Source organism: Clostridium sp. JNZ J1-5, assembly GCF_053901425.1.
The window spans coordinates 2,374,889-2,400,985 of record NZ_CM132773.1 but is presented as its reverse complement, the minus strand read 5'-3'; the positions used below and the strand labels follow the sequence as shown (position 1 = coordinate 2,400,985).

General features: G+C 30.7%; 30 protein-coding genes and 1 pseudogene. 6 read left to right on the top strand and 25 right to left on the bottom strand.

What is annotated here, in order from left to right; genetic code table 11:
• Positions 1 to 53: 53 nt before the first annotated feature.
• The gene (locus ACWW38_RS11645; RefSeq protein WP_456257720.1) at positions 54 to 254 is read right to left on the bottom strand and encodes a cold-shock protein; all 201 of its coding nucleotides are present in this window, start codon (positions 252 to 254) and stop codon (positions 54 to 56) included.
• 430 nt (positions 255 to 684) lie between these two features.
• On the opposite strand from ACWW38_RS11645, the gene ACWW38_RS11640 reads away from it, so the two are divergent.
• Both ACWW38_RS11640 and ACWW38_RS11635 read left to right on the top strand, forming a co-directional pair.
• The gene (locus ACWW38_RS11640) at positions 685 to 1,059 is read left to right on the top strand and encodes a YkuS family protein (protein WP_456257719.1); all 375 of its coding nucleotides are present in this window, start codon (positions 685 to 687) and stop codon (positions 1,057 to 1,059) included.
• A gap of 171 nt (positions 1,060 to 1,230) precedes the next feature.
• The gene (locus ACWW38_RS11635) at positions 1,231 to 1,848 is read left to right on the top strand and encodes a DUF488 domain-containing protein (RefSeq protein WP_456257718.1); all 618 of its coding nucleotides are present in this window, start codon (positions 1,231 to 1,233) and stop codon (positions 1,846 to 1,848) included.
• 22 nt (positions 1,849 to 1,870) lie between these two features.
• Here the strand turns inward: ACWW38_RS11635 and ACWW38_RS11630 are convergent, their stop codons facing one another.
• The 12 genes and pseudogenes from ACWW38_RS11630 to abc-f form a co-directional block, all read right to left on the bottom strand.
• Complete coding sequence (locus ACWW38_RS11630) at positions 1,871 to 3,043, bottom strand: hypothetical protein (protein WP_456257717.1); 1,173 nt, start codon at positions 3,041 to 3,043, stop codon at positions 1,871 to 1,873.
• The gene (locus tag ACWW38_RS11625; RefSeq protein ID WP_456260457.1) at positions 3,036 to 3,590 is read right to left on the bottom strand and encodes an RNA polymerase sigma factor; all 555 of its coding nucleotides are present in this window, start codon (positions 3,588 to 3,590) and stop codon (positions 3,036 to 3,038) included. The genes ACWW38_RS11630 and ACWW38_RS11625 overlap by 8 nt, the downstream gene beginning before the upstream one ends.
• A 109-nt stretch (positions 3,591 to 3,699) precedes the next feature.
• Positions 3,700 to 4,110, bottom strand: coding sequence for a putative ABC transporter permease (locus ACWW38_RS11620; RefSeq protein WP_456257716.1), 411 nt, complete (start codon positions 4,108 to 4,110; stop codon positions 3,700 to 3,702).
• Positions 4,111 to 4,134: 24 nt separating this feature from the next.
• A complete protein-coding gene (locus ACWW38_RS11615; RefSeq protein WP_456257715.1) occupies positions 4,135 to 5,439 on the bottom strand; it encodes a purine/pyrimidine permease in 1,305 nt (434 codons plus the stop codon).
• Positions 5,439 to 5,603: a hypothetical protein gene (locus tag ACWW38_RS11610; protein WP_456257714.1), complete on the bottom strand. Its 165-nt coding sequence runs from the start codon at positions 5,601 to 5,603 to the stop codon at positions 5,439 to 5,441. The genes ACWW38_RS11615 and ACWW38_RS11610 overlap by 1 nt, the downstream gene beginning before the upstream one ends.
• 204 nt (positions 5,604 to 5,807) lie before the next feature.
• Positions 5,808 to 5,969 (bottom strand): lmo0937 family membrane protein, encoded by a 162-nt coding sequence (locus ACWW38_RS11605; protein WP_456257713.1) that lies wholly within the window; start codon positions 5,967 to 5,969, stop codon positions 5,808 to 5,810.
• Between the two features lie 130 nt (positions 5,970 to 6,099).
• A complete protein-coding gene (locus tag ACWW38_RS11600) occupies positions 6,100 to 6,681 on the bottom strand; it encodes a rhomboid family intramembrane serine protease (protein ID WP_456257712.1) in 582 nt (193 codons plus the stop codon).
• Positions 6,682 to 6,749: 68 nt separating this feature from the next.
• Positions 6,750 to 7,595, bottom strand: a complete 846-nt coding sequence (locus ACWW38_RS11595; RefSeq protein ID WP_456257711.1) for an undecaprenyl-diphosphate phosphatase — start codon at positions 7,593 to 7,595, stop codon at positions 6,750 to 6,752.
• Positions 7,596 to 7,809: 214 nt separating this feature from the next.
• The gene (locus ACWW38_RS11590) at positions 7,810 to 7,983 is read right to left on the bottom strand and encodes a hypothetical protein (protein WP_456257710.1); all 174 of its coding nucleotides are present in this window, start codon (positions 7,981 to 7,983) and stop codon (positions 7,810 to 7,812) included.
• A 66-nt stretch (positions 7,984 to 8,049) separates the two neighbouring features.
• Positions 8,050 to 8,199 (bottom strand): annotated as a pseudogene (locus tag ACWW38_RS11585) (MBL fold metallo-hydrolase); the annotation flags it as partial.
• Between the two features lie 39 nt (positions 8,200 to 8,238).
• Entirely contained in the window at positions 8,239 to 9,465 is a 1,227-nt protein-coding gene (locus tag ACWW38_RS11580; RefSeq protein WP_456257709.1) for an MFS transporter, read from the bottom strand.
• A gap of 60 nt (positions 9,466 to 9,525) precedes the next feature.
• Positions 9,526 to 11,175, bottom strand: coding sequence for a ribosomal protection-like ABC-F family protein (gene abc-f, locus ACWW38_RS11575; protein WP_456257708.1), 1,650 nt, complete (start codon positions 11,173 to 11,175; stop codon positions 9,526 to 9,528).
• Positions 11,176 to 11,819: 644 nt separating this feature from the next.
• On the opposite strand from abc-f, the gene ACWW38_RS11570 reads away from it, so the two are divergent.
• The 3 genes from ACWW38_RS11570 to ACWW38_RS11560 all read left to right on the top strand — a co-directional run bounded on the left by ACWW38_RS11570 (position 11,820) and on the right by ACWW38_RS11560 (position 13,631).
• A complete protein-coding gene (locus ACWW38_RS11570; protein WP_456257707.1) occupies positions 11,820 to 12,233 on the top strand; it encodes a hypothetical protein in 414 nt (137 codons plus the stop codon).
• Between the two features lie 84 nt (positions 12,234 to 12,317).
• The gene (locus ACWW38_RS11565) at positions 12,318 to 12,491 is read left to right on the top strand and encodes a DUF1540 domain-containing protein (protein WP_456257706.1); all 174 of its coding nucleotides are present in this window, start codon (positions 12,318 to 12,320) and stop codon (positions 12,489 to 12,491) included.
• Positions 12,492 to 12,695: 204 nt separating this feature from the next.
• Positions 12,696 to 13,631, top strand: a complete 936-nt coding sequence (locus ACWW38_RS11560) for a CPBP family glutamic-type intramembrane protease (protein ID WP_456257705.1) — start codon at positions 12,696 to 12,698, stop codon at positions 13,629 to 13,631.
• 249 nt (positions 13,632 to 13,880) lie between these two features.
• Here the strand turns inward: ACWW38_RS11560 and aroQ are convergent, their stop codons facing one another.
• The 10 genes from aroQ to ACWW38_RS11510 form a co-directional block, all read right to left on the bottom strand.
• A complete protein-coding gene (gene aroQ / locus ACWW38_RS11555; protein ID WP_456257704.1) occupies positions 13,881 to 14,327 on the bottom strand; it encodes a type II 3-dehydroquinate dehydratase in 447 nt (148 codons plus the stop codon).
• A 124-nt stretch (positions 14,328 to 14,451) separates the two neighbouring features.
• Complete coding sequence (locus ACWW38_RS11550) at positions 14,452 to 14,949, bottom strand: shikimate kinase (RefSeq protein ID WP_456257703.1); 498 nt, start codon at positions 14,947 to 14,949, stop codon at positions 14,452 to 14,454.
• Positions 14,950 to 14,963: 14 nt separating this feature from the next.
• The gene (gene aroE / locus ACWW38_RS11545; protein WP_456257702.1) at positions 14,964 to 15,776 is read right to left on the bottom strand and encodes a shikimate dehydrogenase; all 813 of its coding nucleotides are present in this window, start codon (positions 15,774 to 15,776) and stop codon (positions 14,964 to 14,966) included.
• Positions 15,777 to 15,798: 22 nt separating this feature from the next.
• The gene (locus ACWW38_RS11540; protein ID WP_456257701.1) at positions 15,799 to 16,980 is read right to left on the bottom strand and encodes a chorismate mutase; all 1,182 of its coding nucleotides are present in this window, start codon (positions 16,978 to 16,980) and stop codon (positions 15,799 to 15,801) included.
• A 40-nt stretch (positions 16,981 to 17,020) separates the two neighbouring features.
• A complete protein-coding gene (aroC, locus tag ACWW38_RS11535) occupies positions 17,021 to 18,094 on the bottom strand; it encodes a chorismate synthase (RefSeq protein ID WP_456257700.1) in 1,074 nt (357 codons plus the stop codon).
• Positions 18,072 to 19,379 (bottom strand): 3-phosphoshikimate 1-carboxyvinyltransferase, encoded by a 1,308-nt coding sequence (gene aroA / locus ACWW38_RS11530; RefSeq protein WP_456257699.1) that lies wholly within the window; start codon positions 19,377 to 19,379, stop codon positions 18,072 to 18,074. Before aroA ends, aroC begins: the two co-directional genes overlap by 23 nt.
• A gap of 20 nt (positions 19,380 to 19,399) precedes the next feature.
• Complete coding sequence (gene aroB, locus ACWW38_RS11525; RefSeq protein WP_456257698.1) at positions 19,400 to 20,461, bottom strand: 3-dehydroquinate synthase; 1,062 nt, start codon at positions 20,459 to 20,461, stop codon at positions 19,400 to 19,402.
• Positions 20,462 to 21,313 (bottom strand): prephenate dehydrogenase, encoded by an 852-nt coding sequence (locus ACWW38_RS11520; RefSeq protein ID WP_456257697.1) that lies wholly within the window; start codon positions 21,311 to 21,313, stop codon positions 20,462 to 20,464.
• 18 nt (positions 21,314 to 21,331) lie between these two features.
• Positions 21,332 to 22,345: a 3-deoxy-7-phosphoheptulonate synthase gene (gene aroF, locus ACWW38_RS11515; protein ID WP_456257696.1), complete on the bottom strand. Its 1,014-nt coding sequence runs from the start codon at positions 22,343 to 22,345 to the stop codon at positions 21,332 to 21,334.
• Positions 22,346 to 22,456: 111 nt separating this feature from the next.
• A complete protein-coding gene (locus ACWW38_RS11510; RefSeq protein WP_456257695.1) occupies positions 22,457 to 22,603 on the bottom strand; it encodes a hypothetical protein in 147 nt (48 codons plus the stop codon).
• Positions 22,604 to 22,921: 318 nt separating this feature from the next.
• Here ACWW38_RS11510 and ACWW38_RS11505 point away from each other — a divergent pair, with 318 nt between their 5' ends.
• Positions 22,922 to 23,176, top strand: coding sequence for a hypothetical protein (locus ACWW38_RS11505; RefSeq protein ID WP_456257694.1), 255 nt, complete (start codon positions 22,922 to 22,924; stop codon positions 23,174 to 23,176).
• Positions 23,177 to 23,316: 140 nt separating this feature from the next.
• Here ACWW38_RS11505 and ACWW38_RS11500 read toward each other — a convergent pair whose 3' ends face one another.
• Both ACWW38_RS11500 and ACWW38_RS11495 read right to left on the bottom strand, forming a co-directional pair.
• On the bottom strand, positions 23,317 to 24,909 hold the full coding sequence (locus ACWW38_RS11500) for an ABC transporter permease/substrate-binding protein (protein ID WP_456257693.1): 1,593 nt from the start codon (positions 24,907 to 24,909) through the stop codon (positions 23,317 to 23,319).
• A complete protein-coding gene (locus ACWW38_RS11495; RefSeq protein ID WP_456257692.1) occupies positions 24,909 to 26,045 on the bottom strand; it encodes a betaine/proline/choline family ABC transporter ATP-binding protein in 1,137 nt (378 codons plus the stop codon). Before ACWW38_RS11495 ends, ACWW38_RS11500 begins: the two co-directional genes overlap by 1 nt.
• Between the last annotated feature and the right edge of the window lie 52 nt (positions 26,046 to 26,097).

The window sequence follows — 26,097 nt, the reverse complement described above, 5'->3', positions numbered from 1 at the left end:
ATCACTTTTTCTAAAGCTAACCGTACTTCAAATACTCTATATTTGAATGCTAATTATAGTTTTACTACATTAGCAGCTTGAGGTCCTCTAGCTCCTTGAGTTACTTCGAACTCAACTTTTTGGCCTTCTTCTAAAGATTTAAATCCATCTCCTTGGATAGCTGAGAAATGTACGAATACATCATCTTCGTTTTCTACAGATATAAATCCAAATCCTTTTTCAGCGTTAAACCATTTAACTGTTCCTGTCTTCATTTAAAAATCCTCCTAAAAAATCTCTTAATATATGAACATGGACTTCTTATATTTAGGGGTTGTAATGCTAATACATCTTACCAATAAAACACAAGAAACCAATGAACAAACAAATTTAATATTATGCCCAATTGTCTACATTTCATTATCACACGTAATAAATTAATGTTATCACATATAATATATCCTTGTCAATAAATAAGTATTTTTCAAACTTTTTAAATATGTCTCTATTTCCTCTCTTTCTTCTTATTATTACCCAGTTTATTTATACTATTCATAAAATTATAAACAATTTAATAAATTTTTTATATTTATTTTAGATTTTCTCATAAATCAGCTTTGATTTATGATTCTATTTTAAAACTTTCTTATTTGACCTCAGAATATATTTGATATTTATGCAAATACTAGCTAAGAGGTGATTAATATGGTTAATATTGCTGTAGAAAATAATTTACATAGGTATGCAAATTATCTTAGACATGAAGGTTATAATGTTGAAGAATTTTATAATAGCATGAAAAGTAATTCTTCATATTTTGATCAATTTGATGCTGTTGTTGTAAGTGAATTTGGTGACAATGTCCTAGATATAAGAGATGAAGTTACTGGCTCTTCTGCTATTAATTCTGGCATACTAAATATTCAAGATAGTTCCTCAGCACAATCTGCTATTAATTCTGGGTTATTAAACGAAAATGATATCGGCATAAAAAAACACTTTACTTCTAAACCGACTATATATGCTAATGGAAAAAGTCCCGAAGCTGTAAAAAATGATATTGAAAGATTGCTGCATTAATATAAAAAAATTTTTAATAGCAGTTTCTAATTTTATTAGAAGCTGTTTTTTTATTTTAGCTAAGCTTTAACAGTAATTGAAAATTTAAATGAGGATAAAAACATTTTAAAATCTAATGCTAATTATGTAAGATAAATTTTATTTAAAATTTAAAGAGAGGACTTAGCTAATATGAAGAAGATTTATACCATTGGCCACTCTTCTCATACTAGCGAATACTTTTTATATCTACTCAGAAAATTTGGTATCAACTCAATAGTTGATATAAGAAGCATACCCTTTTCTAGATACGTTCCTCATTTTAATAAGGATAATATAAAAAACTTTTTAAATTCAAATCATATCTACTATGTCTACATGGCTAGAGAATTTGGACTGCTTCAAGAGGGAGAAAACTTGCTTCATCCTGAAGGGTATTTGGATTTTAATAAAGTTAGACAGACACCCTCTTTTAATAACGGTGTAGAACGACTAAAGAATGGACTTCATAAAGATTATAGAATAGCAATAATGTGTGCTGAAAAAGATCCTATAGATTGTCATAGAAGTATTTTAGTAGCACCAGCTTTAATTAGGGAAGGTTATTCTGTTGTCCACATACTTCCGGATGGAAAACGAGAAAGCCATGAAGAATTTGAAGAAAGATTACTTCAATTGTATTTTCCTAAAACTCCTCAACAAAATTTTTTTGATATTATAGAGGAAGATAATAGCAGAAAAACCCTCATTAATATGGCCTATGCTCTTCGTAATAGAGACTTAATATACAAAACCAAAATAACAAAGTGAAGGAATAATACCCTTCACTTTGTTATTTTACTTCTTTTATAACTGGGTTAGTAGTCCAATCTTCAAATCCTATAGTTATTACTAACTTTTTACCTGATTTAATCTGAGAAAATTTATTTTTAAGCTTTTCTGTAATTCCAAATACAAAATAATTATCTCCTACTTTAAATTCTGCACTATTTGAATCTACAAGCCCTGAAAATTCTACTTGGAGAACTTGACCATTTTTGAATCCTTCTTTAATGTTTTTTAACTCTTCATCTTTTGCCTTTTGTTCCTCTGTAATTCTTTCGTCAATAGCCTTACCTTTATCCATTGCGCTGATTTCAGGGAATACTATTTTAACATCATTATCAAACTGTATAAATTCCGATATATGCTTATATCCTTTTCCATCTTCAAAAACCTCTTTTAATGCTATACCTAACTCTTTATCTATCCATACTTTATGCTTTATTTCACTTTCATTGTAGTGTAATTCATATATTTCAGCTATTCTATTACCTATCTTGTCCTCTCCTGCAAATTTCGCATTCTTTAACGCTTCCATTTTTTCTTTTATTTTTTTATCCGCTCTATAGGTAGAAAGTTCAAATTCTAAACTATCTTTAGTTATAGTTCTCATAGTTAATTTTTCATTAGTATCATATTCGTATATAGTATCTCCACCTACATATAACTTTTTTGTATCTCCAGCATCCGAATGACTGACAACATAAAACTTATTTGGTTCTTCATATTCAATATCAATTTTTTGAGTATCTACAGAATCCTTAAGCATTGAAGTCTCCTGAAGAACACCTCTAAAATTGTGAATATTACTGTACTTATTTATCACAGCATATGCAATGTTTTTAGCATTTTTAATATCTCTTGAACTTTCATATGTCATTGCCACACCTAATAAAATTACTGCCATTGCTGCTGTAGCAATAATTCTTTTAAACAATGAACTATTTTTTACTTTGATTTTATCAGTTTTTATATTTGGAATTTCTATAGTATCTAATTCATCATCTATATTTTCTCTTAATTTTTTAACAGCCACAACAGTTTGGAACACTTCAATAAGTTCATCATCACTCTCTAAACCATATAACTCTTCATAGTTAGGTTTTTTTTCATCATTTAATGTATCAATGTACTTAGACAGTATATCTTCTCTTTTTTCGTTAGATAATTTCTCATTAGACATATTCATATTCTCCTTTCTTTAAATTATCTTTTAGCTTCTTCAATGCTCTAAACTGTAGACTTTTTACTGTACCTTCTGGCTTCCCCATAATATTTGCTACTTCTTTAACCGTATAACCTTTAATAATTCTCAGCTCTATAACTGCCCTTGATTCTACATCTAATTCATCCATTGCTTGTCTTACTAACATATTCTCTGTTATTCTATTTTCCTGATACTTGTCTATATCAAAAACACTCATATCTTCAATTGTAATTACCTTTGCTTTTCTTCCATTTTGTCTCCATCTATCAACAACAGCATTTTTTGCAGCTCTAAATATATAAGGTTCTATTTTTTCTTTTTCTAGTCTATTACTTTTATATTTTATAAATATTTTTTGGAATACATCTTGAGCTATCTCTTCTGCTTCTTCTTTATTCTGTACTAGATAGTAAATGTATTTATATACTTTTAACCACATTTGTGAATATATCTCTTTAAATTCACTGTCAGTCTTTAACTCTACACCCATATCATAACCTTTCCTTTCCTCATTTTTTATCATCTTCACTTATAAATACGCTGCCCACTACATATACGTTGCAATAGTATTTATAAATTTCATTGCTTTCCTTTTTATTCACTGTTTTAAATAAATATAAGGGACTAAAATTTTAGTCCCTTATAAATCTGATTTCCATTAATCTATCATGTAGTTTTTCAAATAAAATTCCCGCAACAAACCAAGCCGGTGCATAATCTAATCTTATTAATCCATAAACTGAAAAAGGCGTTCCACTATAATCCCAAGGAGAAACTCCCAGCAAATTTCTAAATATCCATCCGCTTATAAATTCAATAGAAAATATTAATAAAGTATATACACCTCCTCTTAGTATAGTTGGCAGATGTCTAATTTCATTATGAATGTACTCAAGGAATACAGCTAAACCGTATATAGGGAACATCCATATTGATGTATGTCCCACCATGCTTATATCTCCTCTAACTAAAGACCAGAACGCTACCCAAAACACTTCCATACATAATCCTGTAAGTCCATATATAATAAATCTTTTTCCCATGATAATATGCTTTGCATTTATAGTCTAAATATTCTTATGCTTTTTTCTTAAAACCTGTTCTATAATAATACAAGTTAAAACTCCCATTATAAGTCCATTATTTAAAATTGATACTAAATAACTTGGTAATTCTTCTAAAGCTTCTTTGGGAATAAACATGCTTCCTATACCTATAAACAAAGAGAGACTTATAATAAATAAATTATCCGAACTTAAACCAACTGATGTATATTCTTTTAACGCTAGTCCAATCATACCTGCAAAAGCTATAAATATAGTGGCATATCCTACTGGTACGGGAATAGAGGCAAAAAACATAGCTATCACAGGAAAAAAACCCATTACTAAAATAAATATGCTTCCTATTATAAATGGTTTTTTCTCTCTTATTCCTGTAGTTTCTATAAATGCTGGTGAAGATGAAACCGGTACAAAGCCTATAGTTGAAAATATACCTGCAATAATATGGTTTATGCCCATTAAGAATCCTAAACGATTATAATTAGTTTCTTCCTTATCATTCATTACTTTTTTAACTACTTCTACACTGGCAATAAGATTAGAAATTAATAGTAGAGAAACAATTATGGATACAATTGTGATACTAACATTAAACTTAGGATTTCCCCAGACTAGCGGCTTAGGTAACGCAAATAGAGGGATAGATTTATAAGATATATGTTTTGTTAGTCCGAACATTGCAAATAGAATCCACCCAAAGATCATTCCATAAAGAATAGAAAAACTCTTTAAGTTAGAATTTTTACTCTGTGATAAAAGCCCCGTGAAAATAATCGTAATAATGGAAAGGAAAGCTACCTTAATATCTAGATGTGGTTTAAGATAACCAATTCCTAAAATCCCTTTTACAAATGCTCCACTTAATTGAGCAATAAGCAATACTAAATATGTTCCTGTAACTATGGGGGTAAATAATTTTCTTATTTTATTTATAATTCCAAAAGTACCCATAACTGCAAACATTATGCCACCTATAATAAGACCAAATTCCAAACTTCTCAATGTATCGTACGCATCTAATTTTAGAGTAGAACTTAATCCTGCAAAAATTAAGAAAACTCCCCACCAAAGTCCTGCTGCTCCTTCTGGAATCTGAAGCTTATGACCTAAGAATACTTGTATTAAAGTTCCAAGTCCCATAACAAAAAATGATCTTTGCATTAAGCTTGATGTTTCTATCTGAGGTAGATGAAAGGCTGCTCCTACAGCTAGAGGGGCAACTACACTTCCTGCTAAAATAAAAATAGTCCATTGTAGTGATAAAAAAATAAGTCTGAATTTCGATACTGTTTTATATTGCTTGTCCATTAATCCTGTTGGCTTACAATTTTTATCATATTTTCTATAACTTCTATTCTTGCAGCTACCTCAGAATATTCTTTATAATTTTCCCCATATTGGTATTTCATGCATTCTATAAATTCATTAAGTTCTTCCTTAAGAAGTAGTATTTTTATTTCCTTATCAACCATATATTTCTCCTTTGTAATTATAAATTTTTTCTACTAATTTTATAATATTATATATAAATAATTATTTCCACCTATGAATTTTTCCTATGTACACTAAATATGCTAGTCTTTATCACTTTTTTACTATAATTCTAATAAACTTCTCTAAAATACATAGTAAATCTATTGTGAAAAAGGCTGTTGGCAAAATGCCAACAGCCTAGTTCAAGTTCTATCTTCACTTTTTCTGCCAGTTATAAGGTCATAGATAAATACTATGGCAGCTATCACTAACAACCAGTGTATCATTCTTCCACCAATTCTAAATATTAGACCTAAAAGCCAGAAGAATAAAACAATTCCACCTATCCAACGCAATAGTTTCATTTTTACGCCTCCTAAAATAAGAGTATTTTTATAGGTTGTATATTTATTATCTCCTAAAAAAAATTTATTTATTAAACTATTACATTGAAAATAATACTTTTTTACACTATGTTTGCTTATCCTACTATAATTATTCTATTTTACCGTTAAGTTTATTTTTCAAATATCCAAAAATTCCTCCACATAATCCACCAATTATGTGAGTTACTTGGGATATATTGTCTTTTACAAATATTCCATTTACAACTTCTTTTCCGATAAATATTATAACCACAATAACTAATGTGAGAGGTATCTTACCAGTTTCAGCATTTGCAAAAGAACTTAGTAAAATCATCATAAAAACAATTCCACTAGCTCCTAATAATGCAGTATCAAAAAATAGAATGTTTAAAATTCCTGTTATAAAAGCTGTTACTAATATTATCTGCAGTACAGTTTTAGATCCATATTTTTCTTCCAACATAGGGCCTAAAAGTAGAATCATCAAAAAATTTCCACCATAATGATCCCAATTAGCATGCCCAATGACATGTGTAAACAGGCGAATATACTGCATTGGGTCCAGCATAGATGTTCTATAATTAGAAAAGAAATATTTAGTAGTAGCATGATTTGTCATAATTCCCAAAACTAATGCTACCAGTGAAACAAGAGCATATGTTAAAGTTACTGGTGCATTATACTGGAATCTTTTTAATTGTTTTCCCATATTTAATACCTGCCTAAATACATTATTTAAATTTAATATTATTATATCAAATTTTAATCTTTTATAATTTAAAATACACCTGAAGCTCCTGCTAATAATACTATAACTGAAAATATGATTCTATATATTGCGAATACCTTCATAGGTTTTTTCTTTAAATATGCAATGAATCTATCAATTACTATTAAAGCTACTATAAAAGCAACTAAAAATCCAACCACAAGAGAAATCATTTCTATGGAAGTTAGGCTAGATATTCCACCAATTTTTATAATCTTCAAAGAGCTCATTCCTACCATAACTGGAATTGCTAAAAAGAAAGAGAATTCAGCAGCTGCAACCGTAGAAAGTCCTGATACCCATCCACCTATAATTGTTGAAGCTGAACGTGACATTCCAGGAATTATAGCTAAACATTGAAATACACCTACTATCCAAGCTTGTTTCATTGTAACATTTAATTCTTTTCCTTTTGAACTTTTGCTTCTAAACTTCCCTTCAGCATATATCATCCATATACCACCTAGAAATAAGGTTATAGCTACAGATACTGGGGTAAATAAATATTTTTCTGCTACATCATCCAATAATACTCCTAAAATACCACCAGGAATACAAGCAATGAATATCATAAACCAAAATTTGAACCCTGATTTTTCATATCCAACTTTTTTAGGAAAAAAATTTATAAGAGTTTCTTTTATCTTCCCCCAGTAGAGTACAATCACCGCAAGTATTGCTCCAAGTTGTATAACATATGTATACATTTCAACATAGTTTGGATTAGAACCCTTGAAGCCCATTAAATTTTCAAAGATAACCATATGTCCCGTTGAAGATACTGGTAAGAATTCTGTTAGCCCTTCTACAATTCCTAATATTGCAGATTTTATTATTAGTAATATTGTATCCATTTAATCACCTTTTCCTTAAATATATTATTTAACCCAGCCAACACTCGCTTTATCCTATTCGATGTTTTAGTCAAATTTTCCTTCTACAGATACCATTGTTATTCTATTACTGTCACCTTAAATAACCACTAAACATCTTTAATCCTCAATGGATAATCTTATCCATCTATTATATGTATTAAACAAAAAAGTGACTGATGTTATCAACAATCTTCTAAGACATCTTCCCTATGTTTTGCAATGCAGCAGGTATATTCCCCTGATATTCACCTCCATGATAACAGATTATTTTCTCTATATCATAATTAAGAAGTTTCAGAACAGACTTCTTTGCTTCAGTCATATCTACCTCTGTATTTTCAACTGATTTTAAAATATCCTGAAACACTTTTCCTGCCTCCTGCTGTTCTTGCGGCATAGTCAACTGGATTTGTTCGGCCTGTTCAAGTCGTAATGACTTTTTCCTTCCCGTTACATATGGTGCATCCTTTTCACTTGCAATAATCTTAATGTGAGGATACTTTCTCTTGATTGCAGCAAGACTTCCCATGTGATCATAGTCATGGTGTGTTATAATCACTTTTGTCAATTTAGATAAATCAATGCCTTTTCATATGCTGCCTTCTCCGACAACTCTTTAAAGCTATAGTTCTGCTTTTGAGATTGGTTTTCCAGCCTCAACTAGTACTTTATTACCTAACATGAAAAAGCTTTGAGTCACAGTCAATAGACCAGTTCCAATAAGTAACCATTCTATTTTTATAACATCAGATAATGGTCCAAATACAAGCATCCCCATTGGCATCATGATGCTTGATATCATTCCCAAAACCCCAAATACTCTGCCCATAAATTCCTCCTCCACCTTTTCCTGTAATAAAACCGTAGAAGGTGTATTGAATATTGGCATGGCAAGCCCAACTAACCCCATAGAAGTCAAGTAAACTCCAAAAATAGGGACTGCCCCAAGTATAAAAGTACAGACTCCGATAATAATACTTGCTAGTACCATGGTGTGAATCTTGTTTTTGAAACCGCCCCAGTAAGCCATGATAATTCCCCCCACTATCATACCTACAGAAAAAGCAATTTCAATTGCCGTTAGACGCCAAACATCCTCTCCAAAACTACGAGTAACCTGTAATGGTGTTAAAAACGAAGCTGGTGCTGCAAGGAAAAATAAGAATGCACAAAACAAAAAGAACTTTTTAACATAGCCATGATTTTTAATATATGTATAACCTTCACGCATATCGTCAAAATAGCTATTTGTTTGCTTCTCCAAGGCTCTTCCGTGAACTGGAACATTCAAAAACAAAAGTAATGTAGAAACTGCTATAGCTGCTGTGATAACATCTATAAAGAATATAGTTTCAATATTAGCTATAGTTAGCAGTGCACCGCTAAGCATAGGAGATACTAACATAACCAGTGATTGTATAGTACTGTTTGTTGCGTTCACCTTGGTAAGCTTATCCTCTGGTACAAGCTGTGGAAGGAAAGCTCCTATAGCTGGCGTCTGAACTCCTGATCCAAGAGCACGTATGGCAGATGTCACGAAGAGTAACCATAACGAACGGTACCCTGATAAAAATAATATAGCTAATATAAGTGTTGATATTGCAATCATAGAATCTGATAAAATGATGAGCATTTTTCGATTATAACGGTCAGCCCACACACCAGCAAAAGGTGAAAGAAAAAATGTAGGCAGAAAACCGCAAATAATTGCTATGGTCATCATTATGCCGGATTGTGTTTTTAATGTAATATACCACCCAATTGCATATTGAACTAGCATAGATCCAAAAAGAGATATGGTCTGACTAGTTAAAAAGAGTATTATATTCTTTTTCCAATTTTTATTCATATCTTAAATATACACCCCAATCCTTTTTGCAATAGACTATGTTTTAAATAAATATAAAAACTAACTTCTACTCTCCTTCAGAATTTTCAATTTAGCTAATACTTCATAATATTCCTTATCTAATGACACTATATCATCCTTTTTTGATGGCATAGATAGTCTTCCTATAATTTCTGAAAGGCGATTTTGTAATATAAAAATCTGTTTTTTAATTTCCTCTTTATCATTATCTATACATTTATTTTTGCCAGCTAAATATTCCTTGTAGCTTCCTTTAAACATCTTTATTTTATAATTCTCTATGGTCATTATATGATCTCCAACAGAATCAACAAATCTTCTGTCATGGGAAACAAATAATAAAGTGCTCTCATAGTCTTTAAGTACCTTCTCTACCACTTCAAGAGAATTTATATCCATGTAATTAGTCGGCTCATCCAGTATAAGTAAGTTTATGTCTTGTAACAGCATTTTTGCAAAGGATACCTTAACCCGCTCTCCTCCACTTAATACACTAATTTTTTTATAAATATCTTCTTTTTTAATCAATAGCCTTGCCAGTAGTATCCTAGCAAAGGTTTCATTGTATATACTACTTTCCATTACATTTTCTATTATAGTCAGGTCTTCTCTCAAAATGCTCATATCTTGACTAAAGTAACCTATTTTTGCCCCTTTAGTAATTTTTATAGAATCATCATTATCCATTATCATTTTAATCAATGTGCTTTTCCCACATCCATTAGGACCAATCAATGCTACTTTTGAATTATTATATATATCAAATTTAGCATTATCAAATATAATCTTTTTGCCGAATACCTTAGTTATATTCTGGCCTTGTATAATTATTTTACTGTGGAGCTTATTTGAATTTGTAATATCTAACTTAATGCCCTCTTGTTTCTTAGGTTTTTCCTTAACTTCAAGATGGTCTATCCTTTTTTCAACGTTTCCCACTGCTCTTTCAAGGTTTGCCTTTGCCTTTTGACCTCCCATCTTATGAAGTCTAGCTTCAGAATTACCCATTCGCTTAGGAGTCTTTTTAATACTCTTTACATTTTGTTTAGTATCCGTAATCACTTCTTGTAGTCGCTTCTTTTCTTTTATATACTCTTCATATTCAAATTCAGCTCTCTCTACTTCTTTAGCTTTCTGATTAGCATAATCACTATAATTACCGTTATATATCTTTATCTTACCATCCTCTATCTCTAATATTTTGTTACACAGCTTATCTAAAAAGTTTCTGTCATGGGATATAAGGATTAATGCACCTTTATAGTCTCCAAACTTTTTTTCCATAAGCTCAATACCATCTATATCCACATTACTAGTAGGCTCATCTGCAAATATCAACAGACTATTATGACTTAACCCATCTGCAAGTTTAAATCTAGCTTTTTCTCCTCCACTCATATTTTCATTCCATGTGTTTTCAACACCAAATTTTGAAGCCAACTCATTACCAATGCTCATATTTTCAGGACCTTCTAGCTGGGATATATATGAGTATTTTCCGTATAACTTAACCCATCCATCATCTGGCTCTATTTTCTTGCTTAAAATATTTATGAGAGTGGTTTTACCTACTCCATTGGATCCTATAATACCTATCCTGTCTTCAGAATAAATCTTTAAATTTTCCACATTTAATATCAATCTATCACCAAAGTATTTTTTAATATTCCTGCACTCAATTAATAACATAAAAAATCCCCTCCTTGTAATCTGGAGAGGATAGCATTATAACCATATCATAACCTTAACACATTCTAAATAAAACTTTAAACTATGTACAAATAAGCAAATATCCTCAATCTATGATTCCATGCTAGTATCTTAAGTAGACATCTCAAATGTTTAATTTGATAATGTTGACTTAATCTTCCAATGCTGTTATGGTAATGAGAAAAGGAGTTCTATATTATTAATACATATTAAAATTTAAATAGTTAATTAAGGTAAAATACACATTATATTGACAAACTATCAACAGTTACAAAAACACTATCCACTCGCAAAATTAAAATAAAGTGCACAACAATAAAGCCTTCCTAAGACCTTATTTAAACTTCTATTTTAAATAAACATAAGTGAATTATATATTCTCATTTCTGCCAATACCTTGCCCTTTCATAAAGTTAAATTTACTGTTATTCAGTATAATTATATAGGCACTTCATATAATTGTCAACTTATATGCCATTTTCCATTTAAATGAAATCCTATTGATTAATATATCTTAGTTTTTGAAAATTAAAATATATAAACTTATATACATATAAAGAATATTATTTACCTTTTAGTGAAAAAATATTGTTTGAATCCTATAGAAATAAAGGAGGATCAAAATGCAAATTGAATGTTTTTTTAGTGGAATAAAAAATGCAAATTTGGCTGTTGATAATTTGAAAAATTCTGGTTTTCATAACTCTATTGTGGATTTAAATGAACATTATAACCTAGATTCAAATAGTGAGCAAAGATTACCTGGTTCAGAAACAGCCCCAAATTTATCAGGTCTTGTATTAAATTCTGGTTATGTTGATAATTACAGGGAACCGTCTCCACTGGCAGCAGCAAGTCCTATGGCAAGTGGAATGGGCAATTTTGAAGAACTTACCGATATTAATTATAAAGTAGTTGTGGAAACTGATTCTGATGAAGATAAAAAACAAATTGAAGAAATTCTTAAGAATTGCGGCGGCAATTTGAAAGATCCTAACTTGAATCCATATGAACATGTTAGAGATATTCCCATATAATCCTCCTGTTCATTTCGTATAATTAATTTTAAAAAGTTTAAACTATATAAGGAAGTTGATTTTATTATTAGGAGGTATGTTATTATGGAAGGAAGAATAGAAAAGAAAAATCAAACATTAGCTGGCGTAAAATGCGTTGTAAATAGCTGTCACTATCATTCACAAGGAGACTATTGTAGTGCTGCAAAAATAGAAATTCAACCTCGTAATGCAGATAATACTCAAGAAACTGATTGTGCAACTTTTGTTCATAAATAAAAAATTACTAAGAATTATTAAATAACTAATAGCTAGTCTCTATAAAATCCTTTTGGGTTAGTGACTAGCTTTTTTATATTTATATAAAATTTTGCATATCTTCCTATGAAATTTACCCCAAATTTGTTATTATATAAATAATAATTTTATTTAAGAAATTATATAAAATTATTATTTATATTAAGGAGATAAGTATTTCAAGTTATGACAACCTCTAAGAATAATTTACCAAGTGTATTTACAGCTAATATTTTCTTATTAGTTATTTTAATTATAACAGTAATAGGAGCTTATTTATTTAAATTTATCCATCTTAACAGTTTTTATTATAGAACTTTAATATCTGAATATTGCTTAACTTTATTACCTATATTATTATATTTGGTATTCAAGGGCTATGATTTAAAATATGTTTTAAAATTGAACAAGCTATCCTGTAAACAAATTATAATTATTCCATTGATATCAATATGCATTGCTTTTATTGGTGTATTTTTAAATAATATTATGCTTTTTATATTAAGCTTATTCGGAGATTTTACAAGGGTTTCTCAGAGTATTCCCATATCTTCTTCCAATAGCTATTTTATTATTACCCTTTTAGTTACCGCATTAACTCCTGCTATATGTGAGGAAGCTTTATTTAGAGGATTAATGTTGAGTTGTTATGAACAACTAGGAATTAAAAAAGCCATTATAGCCTCAGGTATTTTCTTTGGAATCTTTCATTTTAGTGTTAACATTCAAGGCCTGTTAGGGCTTTCTTTTATGGGAATAATATTTGCTTATCTAGTATTCAAAACTAACTCCTTATTTGCTTCTATATTAGCCCACTTAATTTATAATTCTTTTGGAGATATTATGAAGTACATTACTAATTTTTCAGTTGACACCACTATCCAAATTATATCTCCTGAAATTATAATGCCAAATCTGATAGCATCGGCTATATTTGCTTTGCCTGCTGTAATATTGTGTTTTATATTATTAAAATTGCTTCCTGCAAGTAAATTTACTGATACTCATGTACATATTATCTATAAAAATAGAGATCATATAAAAAGCAACATTATCAAATATGCACCACTAATCCCAATATTTTTACTATATATTCATTTGTGTCTAAAAACCTTAAAATAAACAGTAACTTTACCATTTTTATTAATCCATACTATACTTAAAACAATTAAAACTTTCCATTAGTAGGTTAAGGCTGTTTTAAAGATTGCTGAGTTCATTATAATGAGAAATTATAATTCTTATTTAGTATAACTATTGTAGCGTTAAGAACCTTCATTTGTCTGAGCTATGCGAGTTAATGAAGGTTTAGCTACAATAATTATACTAAATTTAGAATTATTTTCGATATTATACGAAATCAACAATCTCTTAAAACACAGCCTTTTTACTAAGTTCCTCAACCAATGCATTTATTCCCATTACATATCCGTATACTCCAAATCCACATATCTGACCAATGCAAGCTGCTGCTGTAACTGATTTATGTCTAAACTCTTCTCTTTTATGAATATTGCTTATGTGAACCTCTGCTGTAGGAATCTGCACAGCCATAAGTGCATCATATATAGCGATACTATAGTGAGTGTAAGCTCCTGGATTTATTACAATACCATCATATTTTCCATAGGCATTTTGTATAAAATTTATTATTTCTCCCTCAATATTACTTTGAACTATTTCTATGTCCACAGATAATTCAGAGGCTTTTTCTCTTATGTAGTTGCACATATCCTCGTAATTCATACTTCCATATATGTGCTTTTCCCTTATACCCAGCATATTTATATTAGGTCCATTTATTATTAATATTTTCACGAAATTCAGCTCCCTTCATTTTATTAGTCGCTAGTCTCTAGTTTCTAATTCCCAGTCCCCAATCTCCAGTCACTAGTCTCTAGGTAAATAAGAAAAATACTTGGCGTTTTTCTCACTTATACACTTATATGAGTATAGAAATAATTTTCTTTATACATTCTTCTAAGTTTTTATTTTCAACCTGATAATCACAATACTTTTTATACAAGCTATATCTCTCTTTATAAAGCTCATATAGTTTATCCTTACCGTCCCTTAACAGTGGCCTGCTTTTAACATCCACATCCTCTGCTATATCTTCTAGTGATCTGTTTATAAATATGATAATTCCATCTTTTTTTAAAAGTTCTATGTTTATAGCTTTTTTTACTACTCCACCACCTGTGGATATAACTTTAGGATGTGTTTCACATACTTTTTCTACTGCTTTAGTTTCAATCTCTCTGAAATATTCCTCTCCATTTTCGAAAATTTCTGGTATACTTTTTCCTTCAGTATCAACTATGTATTCATCTAAATCACAGAAGGGAATATTAAGCTTTTTGGCAAGTTCTCTCCCTATAGTTGTTTTACCGCATCCCGGCATTCCTATTAAGACTACATTTTTATTTAGTTCCTTCATAAGTATTTCCACCTTTAAATTGAACTAGCGATTTCCTCGTAGATTTTATCCACAACTTCATCATTTATTTTTAAACAATTCCACAATTCTTCTGCTTTAACTGCTTGCCCTATAAGCATATATAGTCCATTTATAGCTTTTATGTTCTGCTCCCTTGCATACTTTAAAAGTAAAGTTTCTTTTGGATTATATATAAGGTCTACTACTGTATTAAATCTAGATACCTCTTCTATTGACAGTGGAGATTTTTCAGTATTAGGATACATTCCGCAAGGTGTACAATTAATCACTATATCTTGATCCTTTAGATTCTTTACTTTTTCATAGGCTATTATTTTAAAATCTTTAAACTTTTTCATTCCCTCATCCACATTTCTGGTTACAAAAACAACGTCCCTTACGGCTCTATCTAAAAGATACTGAAGTACAGCCTTAGCTGCACCACCAGTTCCTAGAATAACTGTATTTTTATCTTTTACCTCTATATTGAATTTATCTAGCATCATTCCAAAGCCATAATAATCTGTATTGTATCCTATAGCTCTTCCATCTTTAAAGCATATTGTATTAATTGCCCCTATGTGTTTACCCTCATCTGAAACATCATCTAAATATTTCATTACATCTACCTTATAAGGTATAGTAACATTTACTCCCTTCACCTTAAGAGCCTTAAAGCCTAGTATAGCATTAGAAAGATTTTCTTTCTCTACTTCAAATAGTTGATAATGCCCGGCTATATTTAATTTATTAAATATAAGTGAATGAATTTGCGGTGAAAAGCTATGAGTTAATTTTTTCCCTAAAAGTCCATATAAACTTTCCAATTTATCAACCTCACTTCACAACCTAATTATTAATATTATTAGCCTTATAGTTTCCAAGTAATTTAAAATCATAGCTATTATCCCTAATTGACTTAATAGCATCTTTTACAACTTTATCTTCTAAATTACCTTCAAAATCAATGTAGAAAAAGTACTCAAAAGATTTATCTATTATAGGTCTGGATTCAATTTTTACCATACTTAAATTATTTTCAGCAAATATGCTTAATATATTATAAAGCGATCCAGATTTGTGTGGAAGGGATAATATTATACTAATTTTATTATAGTCTTTTTCTAGCTCTAGGTTTTTTCCTACTATTATAAATTTAGTATAATTATTTTTATTAAAGTTTACATTGGACTCTATTATATCTAGTCCATAAATTTCTGCTGCTCTCCTGCTGCCAATGGCAGCTTTTTCACTGGTATTTTCTTTTTTTACAAGCTCTGCACTAGCTGCTGTATTTCTATAAGGTATGCACTTCCACTGAGGATATCTTTTTAAAAATTCACTGCTCTGTTGTAATCCCTGTTGATGAGAATATACTTCTTTTATATCCTCTATCTTAGCTCCTTTAATACCTAAAAGATTATGATTAACTTTAATTATTTTTTCTCCCACTATGAAGAATCCATATTTTCTTATAAGATCATATACTTCTGCAATTCCTCCAGTTGAAGAATTTTCTATTGGAAGCACTCCATAATCAATTTCATTGTTTTTTAAGGCTATGAATACATCTTCAAATTCCTTTACACTCTTTCTAGTTACTCTATTTCCAAAGTACTCTATAAGTGCCTCCTCACTAAAAGAGCCTGAAACCCCTTGAAATCCAACTGAAACTTTTTCTTTTTTAGGAAGACAAGTTGCCTCATTACATACTATATATCCTAGCTGATTTTCACCATCTTCCTCTGAATGAGTATTATACTCAAAAATTTCTCTTGCTTGAGCCTTTCTACTTATACTCATGATGCTTTTCAAAAATTCTGCTTCTGACTTTTCAAAGTTTTTATTTTTAATATATTGAATATTTTTTTTAATAACTTCTTCTTCCCTACCCTTGTTCAATATAGGAATACTATTATCTTTTTTGTATTTAGCCACCTTTAATACGGCTTCCATTCTCTTTTCAAATAACTCTGTAAGCTGCTTATCTATTGAGTCAATTTCATCTCTTAGACTTTGTAAAGTATCCATTGAAAGCTCCCCTCTTTTTAATATATCTCTATTTAAGAATTTACCTGCAAAATTCTAATATCCCCATAGCAGCAGCTGCTTCAACAACTGGTACGGCTCTTTGAACAATACATGGATCGTGTCTTCCATGAACTTTTATTACAGTATTACTCTTTTCTAAAATGTTAATAGTTTTCTGTTCCTTTGCTATAGATGGAGTAGGCTTAAATGCTACTCTAAATATTACTGGCATTCCGTTTGTAATTCCACCTAATATGCCCCCATTGTTATTTGTATAAGTTTTTATATTTTCATCCTGAATATAGAATTCATCATTAGCTTCTGACCCCTTCATCTTAGCTATGCTGAATCCTGCCCCAAATTCAACTCCCTTTACTGCAGGAATTGAAAATAGAAGTCCACTTAAAACACTTTCAACAGATCCGAAAAATGGAGAACCAATCCCTGTTGGAACATTTAAAATAGCACACTCAATTACTCCCCCTATAGAATCCATATCTTCTCTAGCCCTTAATATCTCTTCCTTCATCTTTAGAGCTTTTTCACTATCTATTACAGGAAACTCTTCCTTAGCTAATTTATCTAATAACTCTTTATTTATATCTATACTATTAAAATAATCTTCTTCAACTTGACCTATGCTCTTTATATGACTTCCAATAATAATTCCATTTCTTTTTAAAATCTGCTTTGCTATAGCACCAGCAAGAACTATAGGTGCTGTAAGTCTTCCTGAGAAATGTCCTCCCCCTCTATAATCATTGTACCCGCAATACTTTACGAATCCTGTATAATCTGCATGACCTGGACGCATAAGATTTTTAGTCTTTTCATAATCCCCTGAATGTTGATCACTATTTCTTATTATTGCGCATAACGGAGTTCCTGTAGTTTTATCATTAAAATATCCACTGAGAATTTCAAATTCATCTTTTTCTTGTCGTGCTGTAGAAAGTTTGTTTTTACCTGGAGCACGTCTTCTCATCTCTCTATTTATTTCTTCTAAGTCTAATTTTATTCCCGGCTCTAGACCATCTATGGTAATTCCTATGGCACTGCCATGAGATTCACCAAATATAGAATATTTAATTTTACTGCCCCATACTCCACTCATCTACTACACCACCTAACATTTTAAAATCTTCCCAAAATTGTGGATAAGATTTTTTTACTGCACCACTATTTGTTATAATTAAAGGCTCGTCACATTTAATGGATGCTACAGCCATGGCCATAGCTATTCTGTGATCATTCCAACTATCAACTATTCCACCTTTTAAACTACTTTTTCCTTTTATTATTAATCCATCTTTTAGCTCTTCTACTTCTCCGCCTATTTTATTAAGTTCCGTTGCCATGGCTTTTAACCTATCGCATTCCTTTATTCTTACTCTTTCAGCATTTATTATTTTAGTAGTTCCTTCACTTAATGCCGCAAGTGTTGCTAATACTGGAACAAGATCTGGACATTCTGATGCATCAATGACTATACCACTTGTATTTGATTCTTTAACTTCAATCTGTCCTTCACTTATTTTAATATCTGCTCCCATTTGTTCTACTATATTGAGTATAGCTTTATCCCCTTGGAGAGAATCTATATTTAGATCATTGCACTTTATACTAGCCCCTAATATTCCTGCAACTATCCAAAACGCAGCCTGAGAAAAATCCCCTTCTACTCTATAATCTCTACTTATATATTTTTGGTTTCCCTTAACATAAAATTCCTTATAATTCCTATTTTCTATTTTAATCCCAAATTTCTCAAGGCAATCAATTGTTAAATCTACATATCCTTTAGATTCAAGTTCTGTTGTCATTACTATCTTTGAGTCCTCACTTAAAAGTGGAAGTGAAAACATAAGTCCTGTTATAAACTGAGAACTTACATTACCTTTTACATAAAAAGTATCAGGTTTTAAATTTCCTTTTATCTTTAAAGGAAGCTCCCCATTATTATTTTCATACACTATACCTTGTTCTTGAAATATATCATAATATATATTTAATGGTCTTGACACTAGCTTTCCTCTTCCTTTAAAAGTAACCTCTTCTCCTGTTAGTAATGCTATAGGGATTAAGAATCTAAGTGTAGAACCAGATTCTATACAGTCTATAGTATCTTTGGTTAATTTTAATTTAGATTTTCCTTCAATGACTAACTTTTTTCTTTTTAGTGAATTATCTTCTCTACTGCTATTATCTTTAACTTTTACATCCAGGCTTTCCATGCCCCTAATGGTAGCTTTAATGTCATCAGAAAATATTATATTTTCTATATTACTTACTCCCTCCGAAAGTCCTCCGCATATAACAGCTCTATGAGCTAAGCTTTTAGATGGGGGAATGCTTATTTCTCCCTTTAAGGGCGATGGGGTGATTTTTATGTTTTCCACACTCTCATCTCCTTTTATCTTTATATAAAATCTTCTACTTCTTCTCTTCTAATTTTGTGTATAAAGCTCTCTCCAACTTCTTTTATTAGAATTATATTTATAAATTGTCCTTTGCTTTTTTTATCTAGTGCTATTGTATTTAATATGTTTTCTTTATTCTTTAACTCAATTTCACACTCTAAATTATACTTACTAAGAATTTCTCTTAGAGCATCTAAAGTTCCTTCTTTTGTTATACCCCTTTCTTCACTTTTTTTAGTTATAGCATACATACCTAGTGCAACAGCTTCCCCATGGGTATATTTCTCATAGTTAAAATATTTTTCAATAGCATGCCCTATTGTATGTCCGAAATTTAAGAGCATCCTGTCTCCTGTATCTTTTTCATCTTTTTCAACTATTTCTTTTTTTATACTACAGCATGTATAGATTACTCTATCCATATTATCCATAAGCTCTTCTTCATCACTATAACTTAATAGATCATAAAATAAATTTTTGTCTCTTATACAACCATACTTTATAACTTCTGCCATTCCGTCATGTAAAAACCTTTTTTCTAGAGTCTTCAACATATCAGGATCTATAAAAACTGCCTCTGGATGGTAGAAGCTTCCTACTAAGTTCTTTCCCTTAGGCAAGTCGATGGCAACTTTACCGCCAATACTGCTATCTATTTGAGCCAATAGAGATGTTGGAATTTGTACAAACGGAATTCCTCTTAGCAAAGTTGCTGCTGCAAAACCTGTTAAGTCCCCTATTACTCCTCCCCCAAGAGCTATAATTAAGTCTCCTCTTGTAATTCCAAAATCCAATAGGCTATCATATATATCTAATAAAGTATTTATAGATTTACTCTTCTCTCCTGGTTCTAAAACAATCTTTTTTATAATAAATCCATTTTCCTCTAGATTTTCTTTTATATTATTACCATAAAATTTATTTACATTTTCATCAGTTATAATAGCAATTTTTTTATTTGAATATATTTTCTTTATTTCTGCTCCTATAGAGGAAATTAACCCTCTTTCTATATATAGTGGATAACTTTTTTCTGTAAGATTAATCCTAAGTTCTTTCAATTAGGACATCTCCTCTCTTTTCTTACTTGCTCTATCTAGTACTTTGCCTAGAGCTTCCAGATCTTTATTTAAGATAGCATTTTTTACTTCTCTAATATTTTTTTCAAACTCCTCTATCTCACTTATTAGGTTTTCCCTATTACCTATAAAAAGTTCAGACCATAATTTTGTATTTATACGGGCAATTCTTGTAAGATCTCTATAACTGTCCCCTGTAAACTTTCCTATATCTAATCCAGAATTATCACTATTAACTAAGGATACAGCAATCACATGAGGAAGCTGGCTTGTAAATCCTATAAGTTTATCATGTGTCTCAGGACTTACTCTTTGAACATTTTTAAAACCTATTTTTTTAGCAATATTTTCTACAAGCTTAATGTTTTCTTCCTTATTTCTTTCTGTTGGAGTTATTATATAATTAGCCCCTTTAAATATTTCCTTTGAAGCATATTCTATTCCACTATACTCTCTTCCAGCCATAGGATGTCCAAAGACAAAATCAACATCTTCTCTTAAAAGTTCATTAATTTCTTCTGTAAACTCACTTTTTATCCCTGTAACATCGGTTATTATTGCTCCCTTTTTAAAATTATTTATATTCTCTTTTATAAATTTTTTAACTAATTGAGGATAAACACATAATATTACCAAGTCAGATTCCACTAAAGGTATCTTAGCATCAGTAAATCCCTCATCTATTAATCCAATGTTTTTTCCAGTTGTTAGTGCACATTCATTTATGTCTACAGCATAAATTTTTTTAGGATTTAATTCTCTTAGAGCTAAGGCATAAGATCCTCCCATAAGCCCCAGCCCTACAATAGTTATATTAAAATCTAGCCCCTCCATGATTTCCTCCCTTAATTTCTATATTTCTCTGCCTACAGCCTCAGCGATTACTGATAGTGTTTTCATAAGAGAATTGAATTTTTCTGGTTTCAATGATTGCGCTCCATCACTTTTAGCTTTTGCTGGATTATTATGAACCTCTATCATAAGTCCATCTGCACCTACGGCTACTGCTGCTTTAGCTAGTGGTTCAACAAGCCACCAAAGTCCTCCAGCATGGCTTGGATCTATAACTACTGGTAGATGACTTAGTTTCTTTAATACAGGAACTGCACTTAAATCCAAAGTATTTCTTGTGTAAGTTTCAAAAGTTCTTATTCCTCTTTCACAAAGAATTACATTTTCATTACCTTCTGACATAATATATTCTGCTGACATTAAAAATTCTTCTATAGTTGCAGATAATCCTCTCTTTAGAAGTATAGGCTTATCTGTTTTTCCAAGCTCCTTTAAAAGATCAAAATTTTGCATGTTCCTAGCCCCAACTTGTATAACATCTACATCTTCTATAAATTTCTCAACTAGATTTGCAGACATAATTTCGGTTACTATTGGTAATCCAGTTTTTTCTCTTGCTTTCTTTAAAAGTTCCAGTCCATCAACCCCCATACCTTGGAAACTGTAAGGTGAAGTTCTTGGCTTAAATGCACCACCTCTTAGAAATCCTGCACCTGAAGCTTTAACATCTTCTGCTAAAGTTACAATTTGATCTTCACTTTCTACAGAACAAGGACCTGCCATAACAGCAATCTTGCTGCCTCCAATAGTTTCATTTCCAATTTTTATTATTGTATCGCAGGGATGAAAAAGTCTATTTGCCTTTTTATATGGCTCTTGGACATGAACTACTTTTTCCACTTCTTCATTAGCTTCAATCTGATCTGAATCAACTTTACTAGTATCTCCAACTAATCCAATTATACAGTACTGTTCTCCATTTGATTCATGAACTAAAAGCCCCTTTTCTATAATATGTTCCTTAATTCTTTCAATACTTTCTTTTGATGCATTTGGTTTCATAACAATAATCATTTAAATAACCCCCTAATTTGAATTTATTTATAAAAAAAAGAGGACCCTTAATGAGTCCTCTTTTAATATACTAAAACACCAAAATTTACTATGTGTTATATTTACACAACTTCAACTTGTTACAATATTAAACTCATTAGAAATAGGAATATTCATTTTTTTGCAATACAAATAACCAGCGCTATAATAATAGCCCCAGTTGTTACTAAAGTAATAACCATATTGCATTGTCATTCCCTTTCTAATAAGGTTTTCCATAGATTTTCCCTCCACTTAATGTTACAATCTATTTTTATATCAATATATAAATTCTGAAATTTGAAATATAAAATTCAGTTTGTTGCAAATTTAATTATTGTTTTAAATTATATCACTATTTTTTAGCATGTCAATATAAAAAATTTCAGATCAACTAATTATATTTAAACTTTCTTTAACACTTTTATACTTAGTGCAATATACTATATTAAGTCCATAATATCTCCATTCATCCTAGACAAGCTACATGATTTCAGTATGGAGGTGGTATATCAATGATAGGTTCATTCTTATTTCCTTTATTACTTTTAGGCGGACTTGGAAGAAGAGGCGGGTTTGGCCGTGGTGGTTTTGGTCAAGGATGCTGTAATCCTTGCTGTGACCCTTGCTGCAAGCCTCGTTGTAACCCTTGTTGCGATCCTTGCTGCTGTCATAAACACCATAAACATCATAAGCACCATAAGTGTAAAGAATATTGTTGCCAATGCTATCCGGTACAACCAGTACAACAATGTTGCCCTACAAACCAATGCTCATTCTTTGACTGGTTCTGCTGATAAAACTGATAATTAATTATAGATTATTAACTAATAAATAATTTGTAAATTTGTCTAAAATGCCCCGTTAAGTAGATTCTACAGTAAAATTTTACTTCATCTACTAGACGGGGCTTAATTTATAGATTCAATTTATAGTTTATAATGTGTGATTTGCTATTTGATAAGCCCCTTTTCCCTTAAGAAATCATCTGCAACATTTCTTGGATCTTGTCCTAGCTTATCAACCTTATAATTAAGTTCTCTCATAGTTTCATCATTTATCTGACCTGATAATTTATTTAAAATATCTTTTAATTCTGGATGCTTCTTCAATACATCATTCCTTACTATAGGAGCTGCATGGTATGGCGGAAATAGGCTTTTATCATCTTCAAGAGTTACAAGATTATAAGCCTTTAATAATCCATCTGTAGAAAAAGCATCTGTAATATCTGATTCTTTACTATCTATAGCTGTATATCTAAGTCCTCCATCTACAGGTTTTACATTTTTAAATTGAATTTTGTAGAGTTTTTTTATACCTACATATCCATCTTCTCTATCTGTAAATTCCATAGTAGGACCAAATGTAAGCTTATCTTCTATATTTTTAAGATCTGATATTTTTTTTAAGTTATACTTTTCAGCTGTATCTTTTCTTACAGCTAAAACATAAGTATTATTAAATCCTAATGGTTCTAACCATTGAATATTATAGTTTTCATTAAAATACTTCTTTACAATGTTATAAGCTTTATTTCCATCACTTATAGCCTTTTGTTGCATAATGTTTACTAGACCTGTTCCAGTGTATTCCACATACATATCGATGTTTCCTGACTTTAGAGCTTCCCATGCCACACTAGAACCTCCTAAATTTAATCCAGTTCTTTTTACTTTTAAGTTAGTATTTCCTTCAATTAATGAAGCAAGCATATTTCCAACTATCAGTTGTTCTGTAAAATTTTTTGAACCTATAACTATGCTTCTATTTCTATCATAAGCTTTATATCCTACTGTCCCACATGTTATAGCAATTATTAAAACTAATGTTGTGGCAATAATTATCTTGTTTCTCTTTTCATTTTTTCTTGTTCTTCTTTTTACTTTTAGAGCTTTACCATTGCTATTTGACTTTATTCCTTCTGGTACAACAGAATCCTCTATCTTACCTATTATGAAATCCATCAAAAGTGCTAATATACACGCAGGTATGGCACCTGCTAAAATCATGTAATTATCAACTCTTTGAACACCTGTGAATACTAAATATCCTAATCCCCCTGCTCCTATAAAAGCAGCGATAGTGGTAAGTCCCACAGCCGTAACAGCCGCTATTCTAATACCTGCCATTATAACAGGAAGAGCTAGCGGAAGCTGAACCATTTTAAGTTTTTGGCTCCCTGTAAGTCCAATTCCTTCTGCTGCTTCAAGCATATCTGGGTTTATATTCTTAAGTCCTGTATAAGTATTTTTTATGATCGGAAGCAGAGAATATAAGAATACCATTAGTATTGCTGGAGTACTTCCTATCCCTAATACAGGAATTAAAAACCCTAATAATGCTAAACTAGGAACTGCTTGAATTACATTAGCAAGTCCTATTATTGGCCCAGCAAGTTTCTTCTTTCTGGTTATTAATATTCCTAATGGAATTCCTATTATTATAGCTACAATTACTGCAGCTACTGTCAATCCTAAATGTTGAAGCAATAAGCTTATTATTTGATCTTTCCTTCCTCCCAAATAAACGAGAAATTCTTTCATTATATACCCACCTCCTCTTCGTCTAAAAATTGTCCACTAAGAACGCTTATTAGACTACTTCTAGTTATAAGCCCTGATAACTTATTTTGGCTATCAACTACAGGTATATATCCAACCTTTTTCTCATTCATAACCTTTAATACATCTACTATAGAGTCTTCTTTACAGACAGACACCACATCCTTATTAATAATATCTCCAAGGGTTAGCCTTCTATCTTTATCTCTGCTTCTTCTTATATCTTTCAAGGTAACTATACCTTCTAATCTATTTTCTTTGTCCACTACTAATATACTATCTACATGTCTTTCGCTCATTATCTCTGCAGCCTGAAGCATAGTTCTACTTCCAACAGCTTTAACAGGATTTTGTATCACTATGTCTTCAGCCTTTATGTACTCTGGCTGATTCCAAATTCTATTTTTACCTATAAATTCTTCCACAAAACCTTGTGATGGATTTTTTAAAATATTTTCTGGTGTATCATACTGAACTATTAGGCCATCCTTCATAATACATATTTTATCTCCTAACTTTAACGCCTCGTCCATATCGTGTGTAACAAACACTATAGTTTTTTTAAGCTTCTCTTGTAAATTAAATAGTTCATCTTGAAGTTGATTTCTAGTTATAGGGTCAAGAGCGGAAAACGGCTCGTCCATAAGTATTATTTCTGGATTAGTAGCAAAGGCTCTAGCAACGCCTATTCTCTGCTGTTGTCCTCCACTTAATTCACTTGGGTACCTATCTATATACTCTTCAGCATCCATTCCTACCATTTCTAATAATTCAATGGTTCTATTTCTTATTTCATCATCACTCCAACCTTTTAAATAAGGCACAAGACCTATATTATCTCCTACAGTCATGTGTGGAAATATTCCAGTTTGTTGAATTACATAACCTATATTTCTTCTCAATTCTATGGTATCTTTTTTGCTTATATCTTCTCCATCTATGGTAATTTTACCTGATGTTGGCTTTATAAGCTTGTTTAGCATTTTTAAAGTAGTAGTTTTTCCACATCCACTAGGTCCTATTAGTACAACTAACTCACCTTTATTTATTGTTAAGTTGATATCTTTTAAAATTTCCACATTTTTAAAGGACTTTTTAACATTTTTTAACTCTATCATGTTTTTCCTCCTTTTTCTATTAATCAAATTTCCACAAAATCTTAACCTAAGA